Source organism: Anaerostipes sp. CAG:276, from assembly GCF_000432215.1.
Taxonomy (GTDB): Bacteria; Bacillota; Clostridia; order Lachnospirales; family Lachnospiraceae; genus Anaerostipes; species Anaerostipes caccae.
The window spans coordinates 166,778-183,246 of record NZ_FR889207.1; the positions used below are offsets into that span (position 1 = coordinate 166,778).

At 45.9% G+C, this 16,469-nt stretch carries 19 protein-coding genes; 18 read left to right on the forward strand and 1 reads right to left on the reverse strand.

Going from position 1 to position 16,469, the window contains the following annotated elements:
- The first annotated feature begins 71 nt into the window (after positions 1–71).
- From asrB to thiI, 10 genes are all read left to right on the forward strand, one after another.
- Positions 72–863 (forward strand): anaerobic sulfite reductase subunit AsrB, encoded by a 792-nt coding sequence (asrB, locus tag QVP35_RS16175; RefSeq protein WP_006567278.1) that lies wholly within the window; start codon positions 72–74, stop codon positions 861–863.
- 17 nt (positions 864–880) lie between these two features.
- Positions 881–1,951 (forward strand): sulfite reductase subunit C, encoded by a 1,071-nt coding sequence (asrC, locus tag QVP35_RS16180; protein ID WP_009289864.1) that lies wholly within the window; start codon positions 881–883, stop codon positions 1,949–1,951.
- A 67-nt stretch (positions 1,952–2,018) separates the two neighbouring features.
- Positions 2,019–2,816, forward strand: coding sequence for a histidine phosphatase family protein (locus tag QVP35_RS16185; protein WP_022261464.1), 798 nt, complete (start codon positions 2,019–2,021; stop codon positions 2,814–2,816).
- Positions 2,817–2,865: 49 nt separating this feature from the next.
- Complete coding sequence (locus QVP35_RS16190; protein WP_009289862.1) at positions 2,866–3,762, forward strand: AraC family transcriptional regulator; 897 nt, start codon at positions 2,866–2,868, stop codon at positions 3,760–3,762.
- Between the two features lie 151 nt (positions 3,763–3,913).
- Complete coding sequence (locus QVP35_RS16195; protein WP_022261466.1) at positions 3,914–5,503, forward strand: potassium/proton antiporter; 1,590 nt, start codon at positions 3,914–3,916, stop codon at positions 5,501–5,503.
- Positions 5,504–5,513: 10 nt separating this feature from the next.
- Entirely contained in the window at positions 5,514–6,164 is a 651-nt protein-coding gene (locus tag QVP35_RS16200) for an HAD family hydrolase (RefSeq protein ID WP_009289860.1), read from the forward strand.
- 69 nt (positions 6,165–6,233) lie between these two features.
- Complete coding sequence (prmA, locus tag QVP35_RS16205) at positions 6,234–7,199, forward strand: 50S ribosomal protein L11 methyltransferase (protein ID WP_009289859.1); 966 nt, start codon at positions 6,234–6,236, stop codon at positions 7,197–7,199.
- Positions 7,199–7,936 carry a 16S rRNA (uracil(1498)-N(3))-methyltransferase gene (locus tag QVP35_RS16210; protein WP_006567271.1) on the forward strand — a complete coding sequence of 246 codons (738 nt, stop codon included), beginning with the start codon at positions 7,199–7,201 and terminating at the stop codon, positions 7,934–7,936. Before prmA ends, QVP35_RS16210 begins: the two co-directional genes overlap by 1 nt.
- Before the next feature lies 1 nt (position 7,937).
- Positions 7,938–9,080 (forward strand): cysteine desulfurase family protein, encoded by a 1,143-nt coding sequence (locus QVP35_RS16215; RefSeq protein WP_006567270.1) that lies wholly within the window; start codon positions 7,938–7,940, stop codon positions 9,078–9,080.
- Between the two features lie 12 nt (positions 9,081–9,092).
- Positions 9,093–10,271, forward strand: coding sequence for a tRNA uracil 4-sulfurtransferase ThiI (gene thiI / locus QVP35_RS16220; protein WP_006567269.1), 1,179 nt, complete (start codon positions 9,093–9,095; stop codon positions 10,269–10,271).
- An 8-nt stretch (positions 10,272–10,279) separates the two neighbouring features.
- On the opposite strand, the gene QVP35_RS16225 is transcribed toward thiI, so the two are convergent.
- A complete protein-coding gene (locus QVP35_RS16225; protein WP_006567268.1) occupies positions 10,280–10,522 on the reverse strand; it encodes a hypothetical protein in 243 nt (80 codons plus the stop codon).
- A gap of 77 nt (positions 10,523–10,599) precedes the next feature.
- On the opposite strand from QVP35_RS16225, the gene mtaB reads away from it, so the two are divergent.
- From mtaB to QVP35_RS16265, 8 genes are all read left to right on the forward strand, one after another.
- A complete protein-coding gene (gene mtaB, locus QVP35_RS16230) occupies positions 10,600–11,919 on the forward strand; it encodes a tRNA (N(6)-L-threonylcarbamoyladenosine(37)-C(2))-methylthiotransferase MtaB (protein WP_009289858.1) in 1,320 nt (439 codons plus the stop codon).
- 68 nt (positions 11,920–11,987) lie between these two features.
- Positions 11,988–12,242 (forward strand): IreB family regulatory phosphoprotein, encoded by a 255-nt coding sequence (locus QVP35_RS16235; protein WP_006567266.1) that lies wholly within the window; start codon positions 11,988–11,990, stop codon positions 12,240–12,242.
- Between the two features lie 5 nt (positions 12,243–12,247).
- Complete coding sequence (ruvX, locus tag QVP35_RS16240) at positions 12,248–12,664, forward strand: Holliday junction resolvase RuvX (protein ID WP_009289857.1); 417 nt, start codon at positions 12,248–12,250, stop codon at positions 12,662–12,664.
- Between the two features lie 16 nt (positions 12,665–12,680).
- Positions 12,681–12,947: a DUF1292 domain-containing protein gene (locus QVP35_RS16245; RefSeq protein WP_006567264.1), complete on the forward strand. Its 267-nt coding sequence runs from the start codon at positions 12,681–12,683 to the stop codon at positions 12,945–12,947.
- Positions 12,948–12,973: 26 nt separating this feature from the next.
- Entirely contained in the window at positions 12,974–13,423 is a 450-nt protein-coding gene (locus QVP35_RS16250; protein WP_006567263.1) for a Fur family transcriptional regulator, read from the forward strand.
- A 19-nt stretch (positions 13,424–13,442) separates the two neighbouring features.
- Positions 13,443–15,389 (forward strand): ribonuclease J, encoded by a 1,947-nt coding sequence (locus QVP35_RS16255; RefSeq protein ID WP_009289856.1) that lies wholly within the window; start codon positions 13,443–13,445, stop codon positions 15,387–15,389.
- A 21-nt stretch (positions 15,390–15,410) separates the two neighbouring features.
- A complete protein-coding gene (locus QVP35_RS16260; protein ID WP_233441491.1) occupies positions 15,411–15,824 on the forward strand; it encodes a hypothetical protein in 414 nt (137 codons plus the stop codon).
- A complete protein-coding gene (locus tag QVP35_RS16265) occupies positions 15,821–16,468 on the forward strand; it encodes an O-methyltransferase (protein WP_006567260.1) in 648 nt (215 codons plus the stop codon). The genes QVP35_RS16260 and QVP35_RS16265 overlap by 4 nt, the downstream gene beginning before the upstream one ends.
- The last annotated feature ends 1 nt before the right edge of the window (position 16,469 follow it).

The window sequence follows — 16,469 nt, forward strand, 5'->3', positions numbered from 1 at the left end:
GACAGTCTCCAAAGTAAACGATGCGGTAAACGAGATCAAAGCCGAGATGGCACAGCAGGGGAGGTAAGAGTATGGAAAATTTTGTTCAGCCCAAGCCATGTACGATTCTGAATGTGAAGCGGGAAAGCGAACACGAGTGGACCTTCCGGGTTGCCTCCGAAGCCAAACCGGACCACGGACAGTTCATGCAGCTTTCTATTCCTAAAATAGGGGAGGCACCGATTTCAGTTTCCGCCCAGGGAGATGGCTGGCTGGAATTTACGATTCGCTCTGTGGGCAGGGTGACCAACTGTATCTTCAGCAAAGAGAAAGGGGATACCCTGTTCCTGCGGGGCCCATATGGAAAAGGATGGCCGTCTGAAGAATTCAGGGGAAAACATCTGGTGGTTATCACTGGAGGAACAGGTCTGGCTCCGGTCCGTTCTCTCCTTCATAAATGTGCCGGGGAAAAGGATTTTGTGAAAGATGTACATTTGATCTCTGGTTTTAAAGATGAAGCCGGGATCGTCTTTCACAGAGAATTGAAAGAGTGGAAAGAAAAATTTCATACGGTATATGCTCTTGATAATGATGAAAAAGAGGGGTGGAGGACCGGTATGGTCACTGCGTTCGTAAAAGAAATCCCATTTGGCAGTTTCGGGGATGATTATGCGGTTGTTGTCGTAGGGCCTCCTCCGATGATGAAGTTTACAGGACTGGAACTGTTAAACTGCGGTGCGGACCCGGAAAAAATATGGATGAGTTTTGAGAGAAAGATGTCCTGTGCCATCGGAAAGTGCGGCCACTGCCGCATCGATGAAGTCTATGTCTGCCTGGACGGACCGGTATTCCCTTACACAACGGCCAGAGATCTAGTGGATTAAGGAAGGAGTGTGCAGCAATGAATCATGATATCAATGTGGGCAAAGTACGGCTGAATTGTTTCCGCCAGTCCAAAGAACCGGGGGTGTTTATGCTCCAGATGAGAGTTCCCGGAGGAACGGTAGATGCAAAATATCTCTCTTATGTGGAACACATTTCCCGGACCTGGGGTGACGGCAACTTCCATTTCGGAACACGTCAGACCTTTGACATTCCAGGAATTAAATATGAAAATATTCCGGCAGTCAATGCCTATTTGGAACAGTATATCAAAGAGGTGGACGGAACTCTCTGCAACGCCGATATGGATACGGTGGCCCATGAGCCGGAGCCGTGGGACCCCAAGGCGGGTTATCCGACCATCGGGGCCAGAAATATCACCGCCTGTATCGGAAATTACCACTGTGTCTGCGGCAATTCCAATACGTTTGAACTGGCAAGGAAGATCGAACCGATCATCTTCCCAAGTCATTACCATATCAAGATCAATATATCCGGCTGCCCCAATGACTGCAATAAAGCTCATATGTGTGATTTCGGCATCATTGGAACTGCAAGGATGACGTACCATCCGGAGCGGTGTATCGGCTGCGGAGCCTGTGTAAAGGCATGTGAACAGAGAGCCACACGGGTGTTAAGCAAAAATGAAGAGACACAGAAGATAGAAAAAGACGCATGCTGCTGTGTGGGGTGCGGAGAATGTGTGAGGGCCTGTCCGGCCAGCGAATGGACCAGACAGCCGGCGAAGTTTTACCGGGTGATCCTGGGAGGAAGAACAGGACGTCAGACTCCGAGAGCCGGAAAGATTTTTCTTAACTGGGCCGCGGAAGAAGTGATTTTAGGGGTCTTGGGCAACTGGCAGAAGTTTTCTGCATGGGTCATGGATTATAAGCCGGAGTACCTGCACGGAGGCCATCTGATCGACCGGGCCGGTTATAAGAAGTTTAAGGAAATCATGCTGGAAGGTGTGAAACTGAATCCGGAATGTCTGGTGGCCGAGGATATTTTTTGGAGCGAGACGGAATATCGGTCAAATTTCAATGTGAAGCCGGTTTCCATGCATCATACGGCAGGTCCCCAGGCAGAATAGCCGGGTGTTGTTTAACTTCTCATGTTCACATGTTATGATAAAACAAAAAGACTGAGGAGGGACTGCCATGAAGCTGAAACAAATTATATCAATTTTTATCATGTTATCTTGTGTTTTTCTTGTTGGAGGATGCGCCGGGAAGACAGAGGTGCCGGAAGTGAGACAGGAAAAAGCGGCAGAGAAAACAGGGAAAGACACAATGATTTATGTGGTCAGGCACGGGAAGACTATGCTGAATGAAGCAAAGCGCGCCCAGGGATGGGCTGACGCTCCTTTGACTGATGAAGGAGTGAAGGTGACAAAAAAGCTGGCCCACGGGTTTAAAAAGAGGGGGATCGAGTTTGACTATGCTTATTCCAGTGATCTGGGCAGGACCCGGCAGACAACGGGTATTATTCTGAAGGGATTGGGTCAGTCTGAACTTCCCCTGAGAGAACAACAAGGGCTCAGAGAGGTCTGCTTCGGAACCTATGAAGGTGAGAAATTTTCCAAAATGATGGAGGATGTCTCCAGAAATCTTGGGTATGAAAACCTGAAACAATTTAAGCAATCCGGAACTTATCATATCAGGAAAAGGATAGACGGCGTAAAAAGTCTGGATAAAACCGGATATGCGGAAAGTTTTAAGGCTGTTAAGGCACGGATGCAAAAGTCGCTCAGAAGCATTGCAGAGGATACAGAGAAAAAGGGTGGGGGAAACGTCCTGGTTGTCTCTCATGGAATGGCGATTATAACGATGCTTTCTGACATGACAGAGCAAAAAGTACCCGGACATCTTGAAAATTCCAGTGTCACTAAAATTATATATAAGGACGGGAAATTTCATGTTCAAAGTATTGGGGATACAGCCTATTTGGAACAGTAAATTCAGATAGGCAAAAATAGTCGAGAGTTTTTCTTTTGATCCATCTATAATGACAGATGTAAAGGAGGTGAAAGGTATGAGGGAACAGATTCTGGCAGTTCAGCGCATGCAGGAATTCATAGAAGAACATCTGGCAGAAAACATCACGCTGGCCGACCTGGCGAGAGTATCTTTGTATTCTCCGTGGTATTCTTACCGGCTGTTTACACGGCATGCGGGAGCGACACCTGCTGATTATATCCGGCGGCTCCGTCTGTCTAAATCAGCGTTGAAGCTGAGAGACAGTGCCTGTAAAATAGCGGACGTGGCTTTCGAGATGGGATTTGACAGTGTGGATGGGTATCAGCGCGCGTTTCAGCGTGAATTCGGATGCAATCCCCGTGAATATGCCATGAACCCTGTACCGTTATATCTTTTTACCCCGTATGGCGTAAAATTCAGGGAGATCGAAAGGAGACCAATTATGGAAAACTTGAGAAATGTATTCATTCAAGTGATGGAGAAGCCGGAACGAAAGGTGATCATTAAGAGGGGAAAAGAAGCCTCAGACTATTTCGCATATTGTGAGGAAGTAGGATGCGACGTATGGGGACTTTTATTAAGTGTCAAATCGATCAGCGGAGAGCCTGTGTGCCTCTGGCTGCCGCCTGCCTGCCGGAAACCGGATACATCAGAATATGTTCAGGGTGTGGAGGTATCCAAAGATTATGACGGTGAGGTGCCGGAAGGCTTTGATGTGATCGAACTGCCTGCTGCCAAGTATTTGATGTTCCAGAGTGAACCATTTGAAGAAGAAAACTACTGTCAGGCCATCGAAGAAGTGTGGGATGCTATGAAAAAATATGACCCATCTGTTATCGGCTGTCAGTGGGATGAAAGCAATCCAAGAATTCAGCTGGAGCCGATTGGGACAAGAGGCTATATAGAATTGGCTGCAATTAAATAAGGAATCATACAATAAGCCCTGGCAGTTGACCAGGGCTTTAAAAATGTCTGTATAGATTGATGGAAAGCTCTGTTCTTGACAGAATGGAAGAATTTGTTACAATTAAAGCTACTACTTATTAATATGTGTTATCATGACTGGAGAGGTTTCTATGGAATTATACCTGCTGCTCTGTGCTGTTGTTTTGCTGCTCTGTATCTTTTCTAATAAGATTTCGGATAAAATCGGGGTGCCAAGCCTCCTGATTTTTATGTTCCTGGGTATGGTGTTCGGATCTGAGGGCATCTTTAAAATTGAATTCAGTGATTTTCAGGCGGCAGAAAATATATGTACCGCTGCGCTGATCTTTATCATGTTTTACGGAGGATATTCCACAAACTGGGAACGTGCAAAACCTGCTGCCGGGAGAGCGGCAGTACTTTCTACCTTAGGTGTTGCCATGACGGCGGCATTGGTAGGTGCCTTCTGCCATTTCATCTTAAAGCTGTCTCTGCCGGAAAGCTTTTTGATCGGTTCTGTGGTCAGCTGCACGGATGCGGCCTCTGTCTTTTCCATCTTCCGTTCTAAAAATCTGAATCTGGAAGGAAATCTGGCTCCTCTCCTCGAAATCGAGAGCGGAAGCAACGATCCGTTTTCTTATATGCTCACGGTGATCGCACTGACTGTGATGAAAGGGGGAGAACTGGATTTTATCTGGAAAATGGTTTTCCTACAGCTGGCAGTGGGTGCTGGCGTTGGCGCGGCAGTGGGGATTGCCGGACCAAAGATTATCCGAAAGTTTAAGTTTTGCACCGATGGATTTGATGCGGTTTTTGTACTGGCAGCGGCTCTGATCTCGTATGCTCTGGCTGGAATTATGGGAGGTAATGGATTTCTGTCGGTTTACCTGACCGGGATCCTTATGGGAAATGCGAAGACGAAAAACAAGGCCAATGTTGTCCGCTTTTTTGACAATGTAACCATTCTTGCCCAGATAGCAACATTTTTTCTCATTGGACTGCTCTCCTATCCGTCTCAGATGGTTTCTTCACTTCCGGCGACCCTTGTGATTATTCTGTTTCTCACACTGGCAGCAAGGCCCGTGATGGTTTTTATATTGACGGGAAGATATCTGAAATTTCGTGAAAAGATATTTGTCTCATTTGCAGGATTAAGAGGGGCGTCGTCTATTGTGTTTGCAATCTTTGCCTCAGCCGGCGGAGTATATATGCAGAGCAATGTGTTTCACATTGTTTTTGGCCTGGCACTGATTTCAGTGGCTGTGCAGGGGACCTTTCTTCCATGGGCGGCCCGGAGGCTTGATTTGATCGATGAAGAAAATGACGTGAGGAAAACATTTAACGATTATCAGGAAGAGTCGGCCATGACACTGATGCAGCTTCACATCTCACCCGGACACCGCTGGGAGAATCAGAAGCTTAAGGATGTCACCCTGCCGGAGGGATCTCTTGCTATGGTAATCCGGAGGGAGGATGACATCATCATTCCAAAGGGAGATACAGTGATGATGGCCGGGGATGATATCGCGGTGAATGTTCCGTCATTTGAAGCTGCAAATGAGATTTCTCTCAAGGAAATCACGATTGAGGAAGATCATCCATGGAGAGATAAAAAAATTAAAGAGCTGGATCTAAAGGAGCATATCCTCGTGGCGATGATCAGAAGAAAAGATCAGGACATCATTCCAAACGGGGAGACGAAGATTTACAAAGATGACATACTGGTGATTTACGACGAATAGGAGATAGAAAATGGAAACATATGAAGGTGTAATTTTTGACTTTAACGGGACACTGTTTTTTGATGATGATAAGCATGTGCTGGCATGGGGAGAGATTTCCAGACTGCTGCGGGGAAGAGATATCACGGATGAAGAACTGCACACGAAGCTGAACGGAACTCCGAACATTATGAATATCCAGTATATGATGGACGGGAAAGCAACAGAGGAGGAACAAGACAGATATTCTCAGCTGAAAGAAGAATACTACCGGAGATTCTGCAGAGAGGATCAGGAACATTTACATCTGGTGTCAGGCGCAGAAAGATATTTTGACTATTTAAAACAGCATAAAATACCTTTTACGATCGCCAGTGCCTCCATCAAAGAAAATATAGATTTCTTTATCGAATCTTTCCGGCTGGACCGCTGGTTTGAGCCGTCTGAGATCATCTATGACGATGGGACTTATGAAAACAAAATCGCCATGTTTCAAGAGGCGGCGGATCTTATCGGAGTGGATATGGGGCGAATCCGCATCTATGAAGATTCCCTGTCAGGGATCAGAAGTGCATATGAGGCGGGGTGCAGGGATATCGCGGTGATTTGTCCAAAGGAAAAAGAGGAAGAGCTAAGAAAGTATCCCGGAGTTACAAAAACCATGCGCGACTTCTTGTTCTGAGCCTGTTTCTGTGATACACTAATTAACTGGTATAGTGAAACGGATAAGAAGTTTAAAGGAGCAGATTTCATGGGATGGAACAGAATTACGATCCGTACAGTCACCTCGGCAGAGGATATGATCAGTTATGAACTTACGGAACTTGGAGCAGCAGGTGTGGAAGTGGAAGATCATGTGCCGCTCTCCAAGGAAGAAATTGACGAGATGTTTATAGAAGTCCTTCCGGACCATGAGGAGCCGGATGACGGAAAAGCAGTTTTGCACTGTTATTTTGATGAGTCGGAAAATCTTGAGGATGTGACTATAAAGATCCAGACAATGCTCGGCCGGCTGAAAAGTTTTATGGACATCGGAGAAGGCAGAATAGAATATGGATTTACCAAAGAAGAAGACTGGATCAACAACTGGAAGAAGTTTTTTAAACCGATAAGGCTGGATGATACGATTGTGATTAAACCTACATGGGAGACGCTGACCGAACACAAAGACGGGGATGTGGTCATTGAGATCGATCCCGGAACTGCATTCGGCACAGGGTCCCATGAGACGACCAGACTTTGCATTGAAGGGCTGAAAGAGGAGATCCATCCGGAAACGGTTATGCTGGATGTGGGCTGCGGCAGCGGGATTTTATCCATCATTGCCCTGAAGCTGGGAGCAAAAAAGACCGTGATGACAGATATTGATCCCAGGGCGGTAAAAGCAGCCGAAGAAAATATGGACGTCAACCATCTGAGCCGGGAACAGTATGAAACCCATTTTGGAAATGTATTGGAAGACGAGGAGTTTGCCCGCTCACTGGGAGAAAAGAAATACAATATTGTGGCAGCCAATATTCTTGCTGACGTAATCCTGCCCCTCACTTCGATTGTAGATTTATTCTTAAAAGAGGACGGTGCTTTTGTGATTTCCGGAATCATTGAAACAAAAGAGCAGGAGGTGCTCTCACAGCTTAAAAAGTATGGATTTTTCGCTGAAAAGACCCGGCGGATGAAGGAATGGGTGTCCATCACTGCAAGGAGAAGAAGAAAATAATGTATCGTTTTTTTATAGAAGAGTGTCAGGTGGACGGAGCGTATATCTGGGTGGAAGGTGATGACGTAAATCATATACGGAATGTTCTCAGGATGAAAGCAGGGGAACGGGTTCTGCTCTGCAGCGAAAGCGGCATGGAGTATGAATCTGAACTGGTTTCTCTTGAAGGGGATAAGATTCAGGCAAGGATTTTGGACATTCATGGTGCCGAATCTGAACTGAAAACAAGGATCGTGCTGTTTCAGGGGCTTCCCAAAGGAGATAAGATGGACCTGGTTATCCAGAAAGCCATAGAGCTTGGAGCCAGTGAGATTGTGCCGGTAAAAATGAAGCGGTGTGTGGTGAAGCTGGATGAGAAAAAAGCAAGAAAAAAGACAGAACGGTGGAATGCGGTGGCTTTAAGTGCGGCAAAACAGTCCAAAAGGGGCATGATACCGCGAGTAAGCCGAGTTTACAGTTTTCATGAGGCAGCAGAAATGGCCCGGGGACTTTCCATGGTTCTCGTCCCGTATGAAGCGGCAGAGGGAATGGAATATTCCAGACAGTTGGTAAAAGAAGTGAAAGGCAGGGAATCTGTGGGCATTTTTATCGGCCCCGAGGGCGGATTTGAGCCGGCAGAGATAGAAGAACTGCGGGAATCAGGAGGACAGATCTTAAGTCTCGGAAAGAGGATTTTACGGACGGAAACGGCAGGCATGGCCATGCTGTCGGTTTTAATGTTTGAATTGGAGGAGTGACATGGCGGTATATTTAGATAATGCGGCGACAACAAAAGTCTTTCCTGAGGTACTGGAGGCTATGAATGAGGCGATGGAAGTATCCTACGGAAATCCCTCTGCCAAGCACACAAAAGGGATCGAGGCGGAAAATATTGTGAAAAAGGCCCGGCAGATCATCGCAGGGACGCTGAAGGCAAAGGAAAAAGAGATCGTTTTTACTTCCGGGGGCACGGAGTCCAATAACTTTGCGATCCTAGGAACGGCGATGGCCAATAAAAGGCGGGGAAAACACATCATCACCACGAAGATTGAACACGCCTCTGTGTATGAACCGATGTTTTTTTTAGAAAATGAAGGATTTGAAGTCACCTATCTGGACGTGGATGAAAAAGGGATCATCGATTTAAAACAGCTTAAAGACTGCATCAGAGAGGATACAATTCTTGTGTCCTGTATGCTGGTCAACAATGAAATCGGCGCAGTGGAACCTATTGAAGTAATCGGGAAGATGATAAAAAGCAGAAATCCTGCAGTGGTCTTTCATGTTGATGCGATCCAGGGATATGGGAAAATCCCGGTAGTTCCGAAGAATGAAGGAATCGATCTGCTTTCCATGAGCGGCCATAAAATCCATGGTCCAAAAGGCGTCGGATTTTTGTATGTGAAAGAGAAGACAAAAATACAGCCGTTGATCTTAGGCGGAGGACAGCAGAAAGGAATGCGTTCGGGCACCGAAAACGTGCCGGGGATTGCGGGACTCTCAAAGGCCTGCCAGATTATGGCCGGGCATCTGAAAGAGAATGCAGACAAGATCGGGGAAGTCAGAGATTATTTCAGAAGCCGGGTCACGGAAATTCCCGAGATCAAAGACAACTCCGGCGATGCGCCTCACGTGGCAAGCATCAGTTTTAAAAACATCAGAAGTGAGGTTCTGCTGCACGCACTGGAAGACCGGGAAATTTATGTTTCTTCCGGATCGGCCTGTTCTTCCAACCGTCCCCATGTAAGCGGCACCCTGTCTGCCATCGGACTCAGCCCTGAGTACCGGGACGGAACATTGAGGTTTAGTTTTTCTGTCTATAACACAAAGGAAGAAGTGGACCAGGTCATAGCGGCACTGGAAGAATTAGTTCCGATGCTGCGGAAATTCGTAAGAAGATAAGAAGGAGAGAAGATGAAAGTACAAGCTTTTTTAATAAAATATGCCGAGATCGGCATCAAAGGAAAAAACCGCTACATGTTTGAGGATGCACTGGTTAGACAGATCAAGTATGCCATGAAGCCGGTGGGAGAATTTAAGGTGAGAAAAGAGTCCGGGCGTGTCTTTGTGGAAGGACAGGAGGACTTTGACTATGAGGAAGCCGTGGAAGCGTTAAAAACTGTCTTCGGGATCACGGGCATCTGTCCGATGGTGATCGAGCAGACAAAGGATGTGGAGCATCTGACGGATGCGGCAGTACGTTACGTTGACAGCCAGTATGACAGGAAGCATTTTACGTTTAAGGTCAATGCAAGGCGGGGCGATAAGGAATTCCCGATGAATTCTATGGACATCAACTGTCTGGTGGGAGAAAAACTTTTGGATGCATGGCCGGACTTAAAGGTAGACGTGCACCGTCCGGAAGTGCTTTTAAACATCGAGGTAAGACAGCAGATCTATATTTATTCTGTGGAGATCCCCGGACCGGGAGGCATGCCGGTGGGAACAAACGGAAAAGCCATGCTGCTTTTGTCAGGAGGAATCGACAGCCCTGTGGCAGGATATATGATTGCCAAAAGAGGAGTGCGCATCGATGCGACTTACTTCCATGCACCTCCATATACGAGCGAGCGGGCAAAACAGAAAGTCGTGGATCTGGCAAAGATTGTCTCTAAGTATGCGGGGCCGATCCATCTTCATGTGGTAAACTTTACGGATATTCAGCTTGCTATTTATGAGAAATGTCCGCACGACCAGCTTACGATCATCATGCGCCGTTATATGATGAAGATCGCAGAACATTTTGCACAGGAAAATGATGCGCTGGCGCTGATCACCGGCGAAAGCATCGGACAGGTTGCCAGCCAGACGATCCATAACCTGGCGATCACAAACGACGTATGCCATATGCCTGTGTTTCGTCCGCTGATTGGGATGGACAAGCAGGAAATCGTAAATATCGCAGAGAGGATCGACACCTTTGAGACTTCGATCCAGCCGTTTGAGGACTGCTGTACAATCTTTGTGGCAAAACATCCTGTGACCAAAGGAAACTTAAAGAAAATTGAGAAATCAGAAGAAAATCTTGCTGATGTCATAGAGGAACTGATGGAAAAAGCGATCGAAACTACGGAAGTGATCGTTGTAAAATAAAGAATGATTTACTGAGGGGAAGAACAGAGAAAGGGTTCCAGCCTTTGAAGAATCTCATCCCTTTTTTCGGGAATCTGAAAGGCGAGAAGAATTGGTTCGTTTAAGTTTAAGCTGAACAGGTCCATGACACTTGCGGCGTCCAAAAGGTAGGAACCCGAGATTATGTAAAAACCGCCGTCATATTCTTTGATAATATTGATAAAGTCGTTGACCTTTTTTATGGAATTCAGCATTAATTGTACTTCGCACATGATTCATCCTCCAATGACGATAGTGTACAAGCTAAGATTTGAATTGTCAATAACAACGAAAGGAAAAGAGAAACTCCATGAGTTTAAAAAATGTGAAAGCCGCAGTCGTGACTTTGGGCTGCAAGGTCAACCAATATGAATCCGATGCCATGTTTGACATGCTGACGGATGCAGGGGCTGAAATCGTCAGTCCCAAAGAAGGTGCGGATATTTATATCGTCAACACATGTTCTGTGACGAATATAGCGGAGCGGAAGTCCAGACAGATGCTGCACCGGGCAAAGAAGCTGAATCCGGATACCGTGGTGGCAGCTGTTGGATGCTATGCCCAGGTGGGAAAAGAAGAATTGAAAAAAGATCCGCTGATCGATCTGATCATTGGGAACAATAAAAAGAAAGATTTGATTCCGATCCTTGAAAAATATTTTGAGGGTCACCGCCGGGATGCCGAGGTGTTGGACCTGTCTTCGGGAAGCGAATACGAAGCCCTGCATGTGAGGCATTTAAATGAACATACGAGAGCCTATATCAAGGTTCAGGACGGGTGCAACCAGTTTTGTTCCTACTGTATTATTCCCTATGCCAGAGGAAGAGTCCGGAGCCGGGATATGGAAGATGTCCTCTCTGAGATCAGAGGCCTTGCCCGAAACGGATGCAGGGAATTTGTCATTACAGGGATTCATGTATGTTCCTACGGGACGGATCTTGACGGGGACAAAGGACTGATTGATCTGCTCGAAGAAATAGGAAAGGTTGGAGGAGTGGACCGAATCCGTTTAGGTTCTCTGGAACCGGGGATCATCACAGAAGATTTTGTAAAAAGGCTTCAAAGTATAGAGCAGTTCTGTCCGCATTTTCATCTGTCCCTTCAGAGCGGATGTGATGCTACCCTGAAACGGATGAACCGGAAATATACGACGGACGAGATAAGAGAAAAAGCAGAGATTCTGAGGAAAGCTTACGAAGATCCCGCACTGACAACGGATATTATCGTAGGATTTCCGGGAGAGACTGAAGAAGAATTCGAGGCAACGAGAAAATTTCTGGAAGAGATCGGACTGTATGAAATGCATGTTTTCAAATATTCAAAGAGAGCAGGCACCAGGGCTGCCGTCATGGAAGATCAGGTAAATGATCAGGAAAAAGCCAGAAGGAGCGCAGTCCTGATCGCCATGAATGAGGAACATAAAAATGCGTTTGAAAACAGGCAGATCGGGACACGAAGAACAGTTCTGATCGAAGAAAAATTAAGAAACAGCTCCGGAAATTTCTATGTGGGGCACACAAAAGAATACGTCAAAGTGGCGGTGGAAAGTGAAGAGCCGCTGGAAAATCAGATCGTGGAAGTTGAACTCACCGGTATCACCGGGGAAGGATATGTGGCAGGAAATGTGTAGAAAATCCATTGCTATTTTTTCGGATATATATTAGAATAAAAAAAAGATACGAAAAAGGACGTGATAATATGGATAAGAATCAGACACAGCATTTTTCTGTGGTGAAAGATGAACTGGACGTGCACAGAATTTTAGAGCATGTCTATGAAGCACTGGAGGAAAAAGGATATAACCCGGTGAACCAGATGGTAGGCTACATTATGTCAGGTGATCCCACCTACATTACCAGCCATAAGAATGCACGAAGCATGATCAATAAAGTAGAGAGGGACGAGATCATCGAGGCCCTGTTTTTAAATTATATTGATACAAGGCTGAAGTAGGGATTATGAGAATACTTGGGCTTGATTATGGGACAAAGACAGTGGGCGTTGCCCTGAGCGATGAGCTGGGGATCACAGCGCAGCCGTTTGAAACCATTACGAGAAAAGATGAAAATAAGTTAAGAAAGACTTATGCAAGGATCGAGGAGATCGTCGCCGAATATAAGGTTGAAAAGATTGTCCTCGGATATCCGAAGAATATGAATAATACGATCGGAGAACGCGGAATGGCAACGGAAGCTTTCCGCGATAGTTTAGTGCGCAGAACCGGACTGGATGTGATCTTGTGGGACGAGCGCCTTTCTACTGTTGCGTCCAATAAAGTATTGATGGAAAGCGGCGTCCGGAGGGAACATCGGAAAAAGGTCATTGATCAGGTTGCTGCATCGATGATTTTACAGGGATATCTGGATTCTCTGTAAAGAAAGGATTGATAAAATGAAAGACAAAGAGAGCAGAATTCTCTTTTTAGATGACCAGGGCCGGGAGATTGAATTTATGGTTCTGGAGCAGACGACACTGGCAGGGACAAATTACCTGCTTGTTGCGGATTCCGTGGAGGAAGACGGGACAGTTTTGATTATGAAAGAAATCTCACTGGAGGAGGACTATGTCTCCTATGAGATCGTAGAAGATGAAGAAGAACTTGAGATCATATCCAAGATATTCAATGAATTAATCGAGGATTTTGATTTGACAGTATAAATGTAACAGGATTTCGAGGTGGTTTGATGGGCTATAATGAAGAAGCTTTTATAAAAATTTTAAAGAGCAAGGGTTTAAAAGTGACGAATCAGAGAAAAGCTGTATTAAAGGCACTTTCATCAAAACCGGACCAGCACCTGACCGCGGAAGAAATCTATGAATTGGTTAGAGTAGACACTCCCGAAATCGGGATTGCGACAATTTATCGTACCATACAGTTACTTTGTGAATTAGGATTAATTGATAAATTGAATTTAGATGATGGATACGTTCGCTATGAAATCGGAAAAGAAGATAAAAATGAGCACCACCATCATCATTTGATATGCGTGAATTGCGGAAAAGTTTTAAAGTTCGACGATGATTTATTAGATGAATTAGAAAAACAGGTTGAGAAAACGACCGGATTCATCGTCCATGATCATGAATTAAAGATGTACGGATATTGTCGTGATTGTCAAAATAACCGGAAGTAATAATAATGGAGGAATTATTTTGAAATCAGACAACACAAGTGTAAGTAACAAGACAGAAGGACAACAGCAAAAGAAACAGTCAAAAAACTTTTGGCCGAAAAAGTACAGCCAGCCGAAGACTCCGGCAGTGATACCGAATGAGTCGAAGGAACTCACGGTTAAGGCAAAGCCGCAGAAGAAAGAGGCGGCACCGAAAAAGACGGCGCCTGCAAAGGCGAAAGCAGCGCCGAAGACACAGGCAGCAGCGAAGAAGACTCAGACGAAGACAGCTGCACCAAAAGCACAGGGACGTCCGAGGACAACTCAGAGAAGGAATACGGGAACGGTAAAGATCATTCCTCTCGGCGGACTCGGTCAGATCGGTATGAATATTACGGCTTTTGAGTATAACAATAATATTTTGATCGTTGACTGCGGGGTAGCTTTCCCGGATGATGAGATGCTCGGAATTGATTTAGTCATCCCGGATGTAACCTATTTGAAGGAAAACGCGAAGAAGATCAAGGGACTGGTCATCACCCACGGGCATGAGGACCATATCGGAGCGATCCCTTATATTGAGAAACAGCTCAATATTCCAGTTTATGCGACAAAGCTTACAATGGGACTGATCGATAATAAATTAAAAGAGCATGGACTGTTAAAACAGGTGAAGAAGACAGTCGTAAAACACGGCGATGTGATAAAACTGGGAGTCTTTACGGTAGAATTTATCAAGACCAACCACAGTATTGCGGATGCTGCGGCACTTGCTATCCACACTCCGGCAGGGCTGATCATTCATACTGGTGACTTTAAAATCGACCATACTCCTCTTTTCGGAGAGGCAATCGATCTGGCAAGGTTTGCGGAGCTGGGAAGAGAGGGTGTCCTTGCGCTGATGGCGGACAGCACCAATGCGGAGAGACCCGGGTATACTCAGTCTGAGAAGAACGTTGGAAAGACGTTGGACAGCTTGTTTGCGGCCCATCCAAAAGGAAGGATTCTTGTTGCCACCTTTGCTTCCAATGTAGACCGTGTACAGCAGATTATCAATTCCGCTTATAAGCATGGAAGAAAGGTAGCGGTAGAAGGCCGGAGCATGGTAAATATCATTGCGACTGCTTCAGAGCTGGGATATATCAAGATCCCTAAGAATACTCTGATTGAGACAGATCAGATGAGAAATGTACCGGACGATCAGATCGTTATGATCACCACGGGAAGCCAGGGTGAAACAATGGCAGCCTTATCCAGGATGGCAAACGGCACCCACCGGAAGGTTTCCATCAAACCGACAGATACCATCGTGTTCAGTTCCAGCCCGATTCCGGGAAATGAGAAAAATGTTTCAAACATTATGAACGAGCTGGCTATGAAGGGAGCAAAAGTCGTGTTCCAGGATACTCATGTATCCGGGCATGCGTGCAGAGAAGAGATCCGCCTGATCTATGCCCTCACGAAGCCCCAGTATGCAATACCGGTACACGGAGAGTACCGCCATCTGGTGCGTCACAGTGAGCTGGCTTTGGAAATGGGAATTCCGAAAGAGAATGTTTTTGTTATGGAAGAGGGAGACGTTCTGGAACTAAACAAGAAAGCCGGAAAAGTCACCGGAAAAGTCCCTGCCCAGGGAATCCTCGTAGACGGACTGGGCATCGGGGATGTAGGAAATATTGTGCTGAACGACAGAAGACAGCTGTCACAAAATGGCCTGATCATTGTGACTGTGACTTTGGAAAAACACGGAAACAGCATTTTGGCAGGTCCGGATATCGTATCCCGCGGTTTTGTCTACGTGAGAGAATCTGAAAGCCTCATGGAAGGAGCCAGACAGGTTGTGGAAGATGCGGTGGAAGGCTGTCTTACAAAGAACATTACCGACTGGGGCAAGTTAAAGTCCTGTATCCGGGACACGCTGAGCAATTATATCTGGAAGAAGACGAAGAGGGATCCGATGATCCTTCCGATCATTACAGAAGTATAAAGCTTTACGCGGGGAAGGAAAGTGCAAAGACAGATGATGACAAAGGATGAAGAGAGAAAAAACAATAGAGATGACCTGTTCCGGCTTTTTTGGAAGGTGGTCCATCAGATCCTGATTATAGGTCTGATCGTTGGATTATTTTTCGGCATGTATTCTTTTGCTTATCATGCTTTCTCAAACGAGGCATATGACGCTTCCAGCACCAGGAAGATTCAGGTGGTAATCTCTAAGGGAGACGGGACCGGACAGGTGGCCGATCAGCTTTATGAGAAGCATCTGATCATCGGTAAAAACAGATTTAAAGTAAGAAAATTTTTCTCGAAATATAGTGAAACGGAGTTTGTTCCCGGAAAGTACAGCCTGTCACAGTCTCAGGGAATTGATGAGATTATGGCTGTGCTGTGCGGGGATGTCCGTGAAAAGGAGAAAAAATGATTGTAGATGAAAATGTAACAGATTATCTCCGCTCATTGATCCGGGAGGAGGACGCTTTTCTTGAGAGGATTGAACGCGAAGCCAGGAAGAATCATGTGCCGATCGTGAAGCCCGAGACAAAAGAGTTTCTGAAATTATTAGTGCTGATGAAGCAGCCGATGAAAATCCTGGAGGTCGGAACGGCTGTGGGATTTTCATCTCTTTATATGCACAAGTTTCAGCCGGAGGGCGGGACTGTCGTAACCATTGAACGAAACGAAGGAAGGATACTGAAAGCTGAGGCAAATTTTGCCGAAGCGGGAGTGCAGAACGCAGTGACTCTTTTAAAAGGGGATGCCGTCCAGATCTTAAAAGAACTATCCGGAACCTTTGATTTTATTTTTATGGATGCGGCCAAAGGCCAGTATATCCGTTTTTTTGAGCACATTTTACGTCTGCTTCCTGCGGGAGGCATTTTAGTTTCCGACAATGTGCTTCAGGATGGGGATATCGTAAGATCCAGGTATGCGGTGGAACGCAGAGACCGGACCATTCACAAGCGGATGCGGGAGTACTTATATACACTGAAAAACCATCCTTTGCTGGAGACATCTGTGCTTCCTGTGGGAGACGGGGTGGCAGTGAGTATGAAAACAGGAGAGTAAC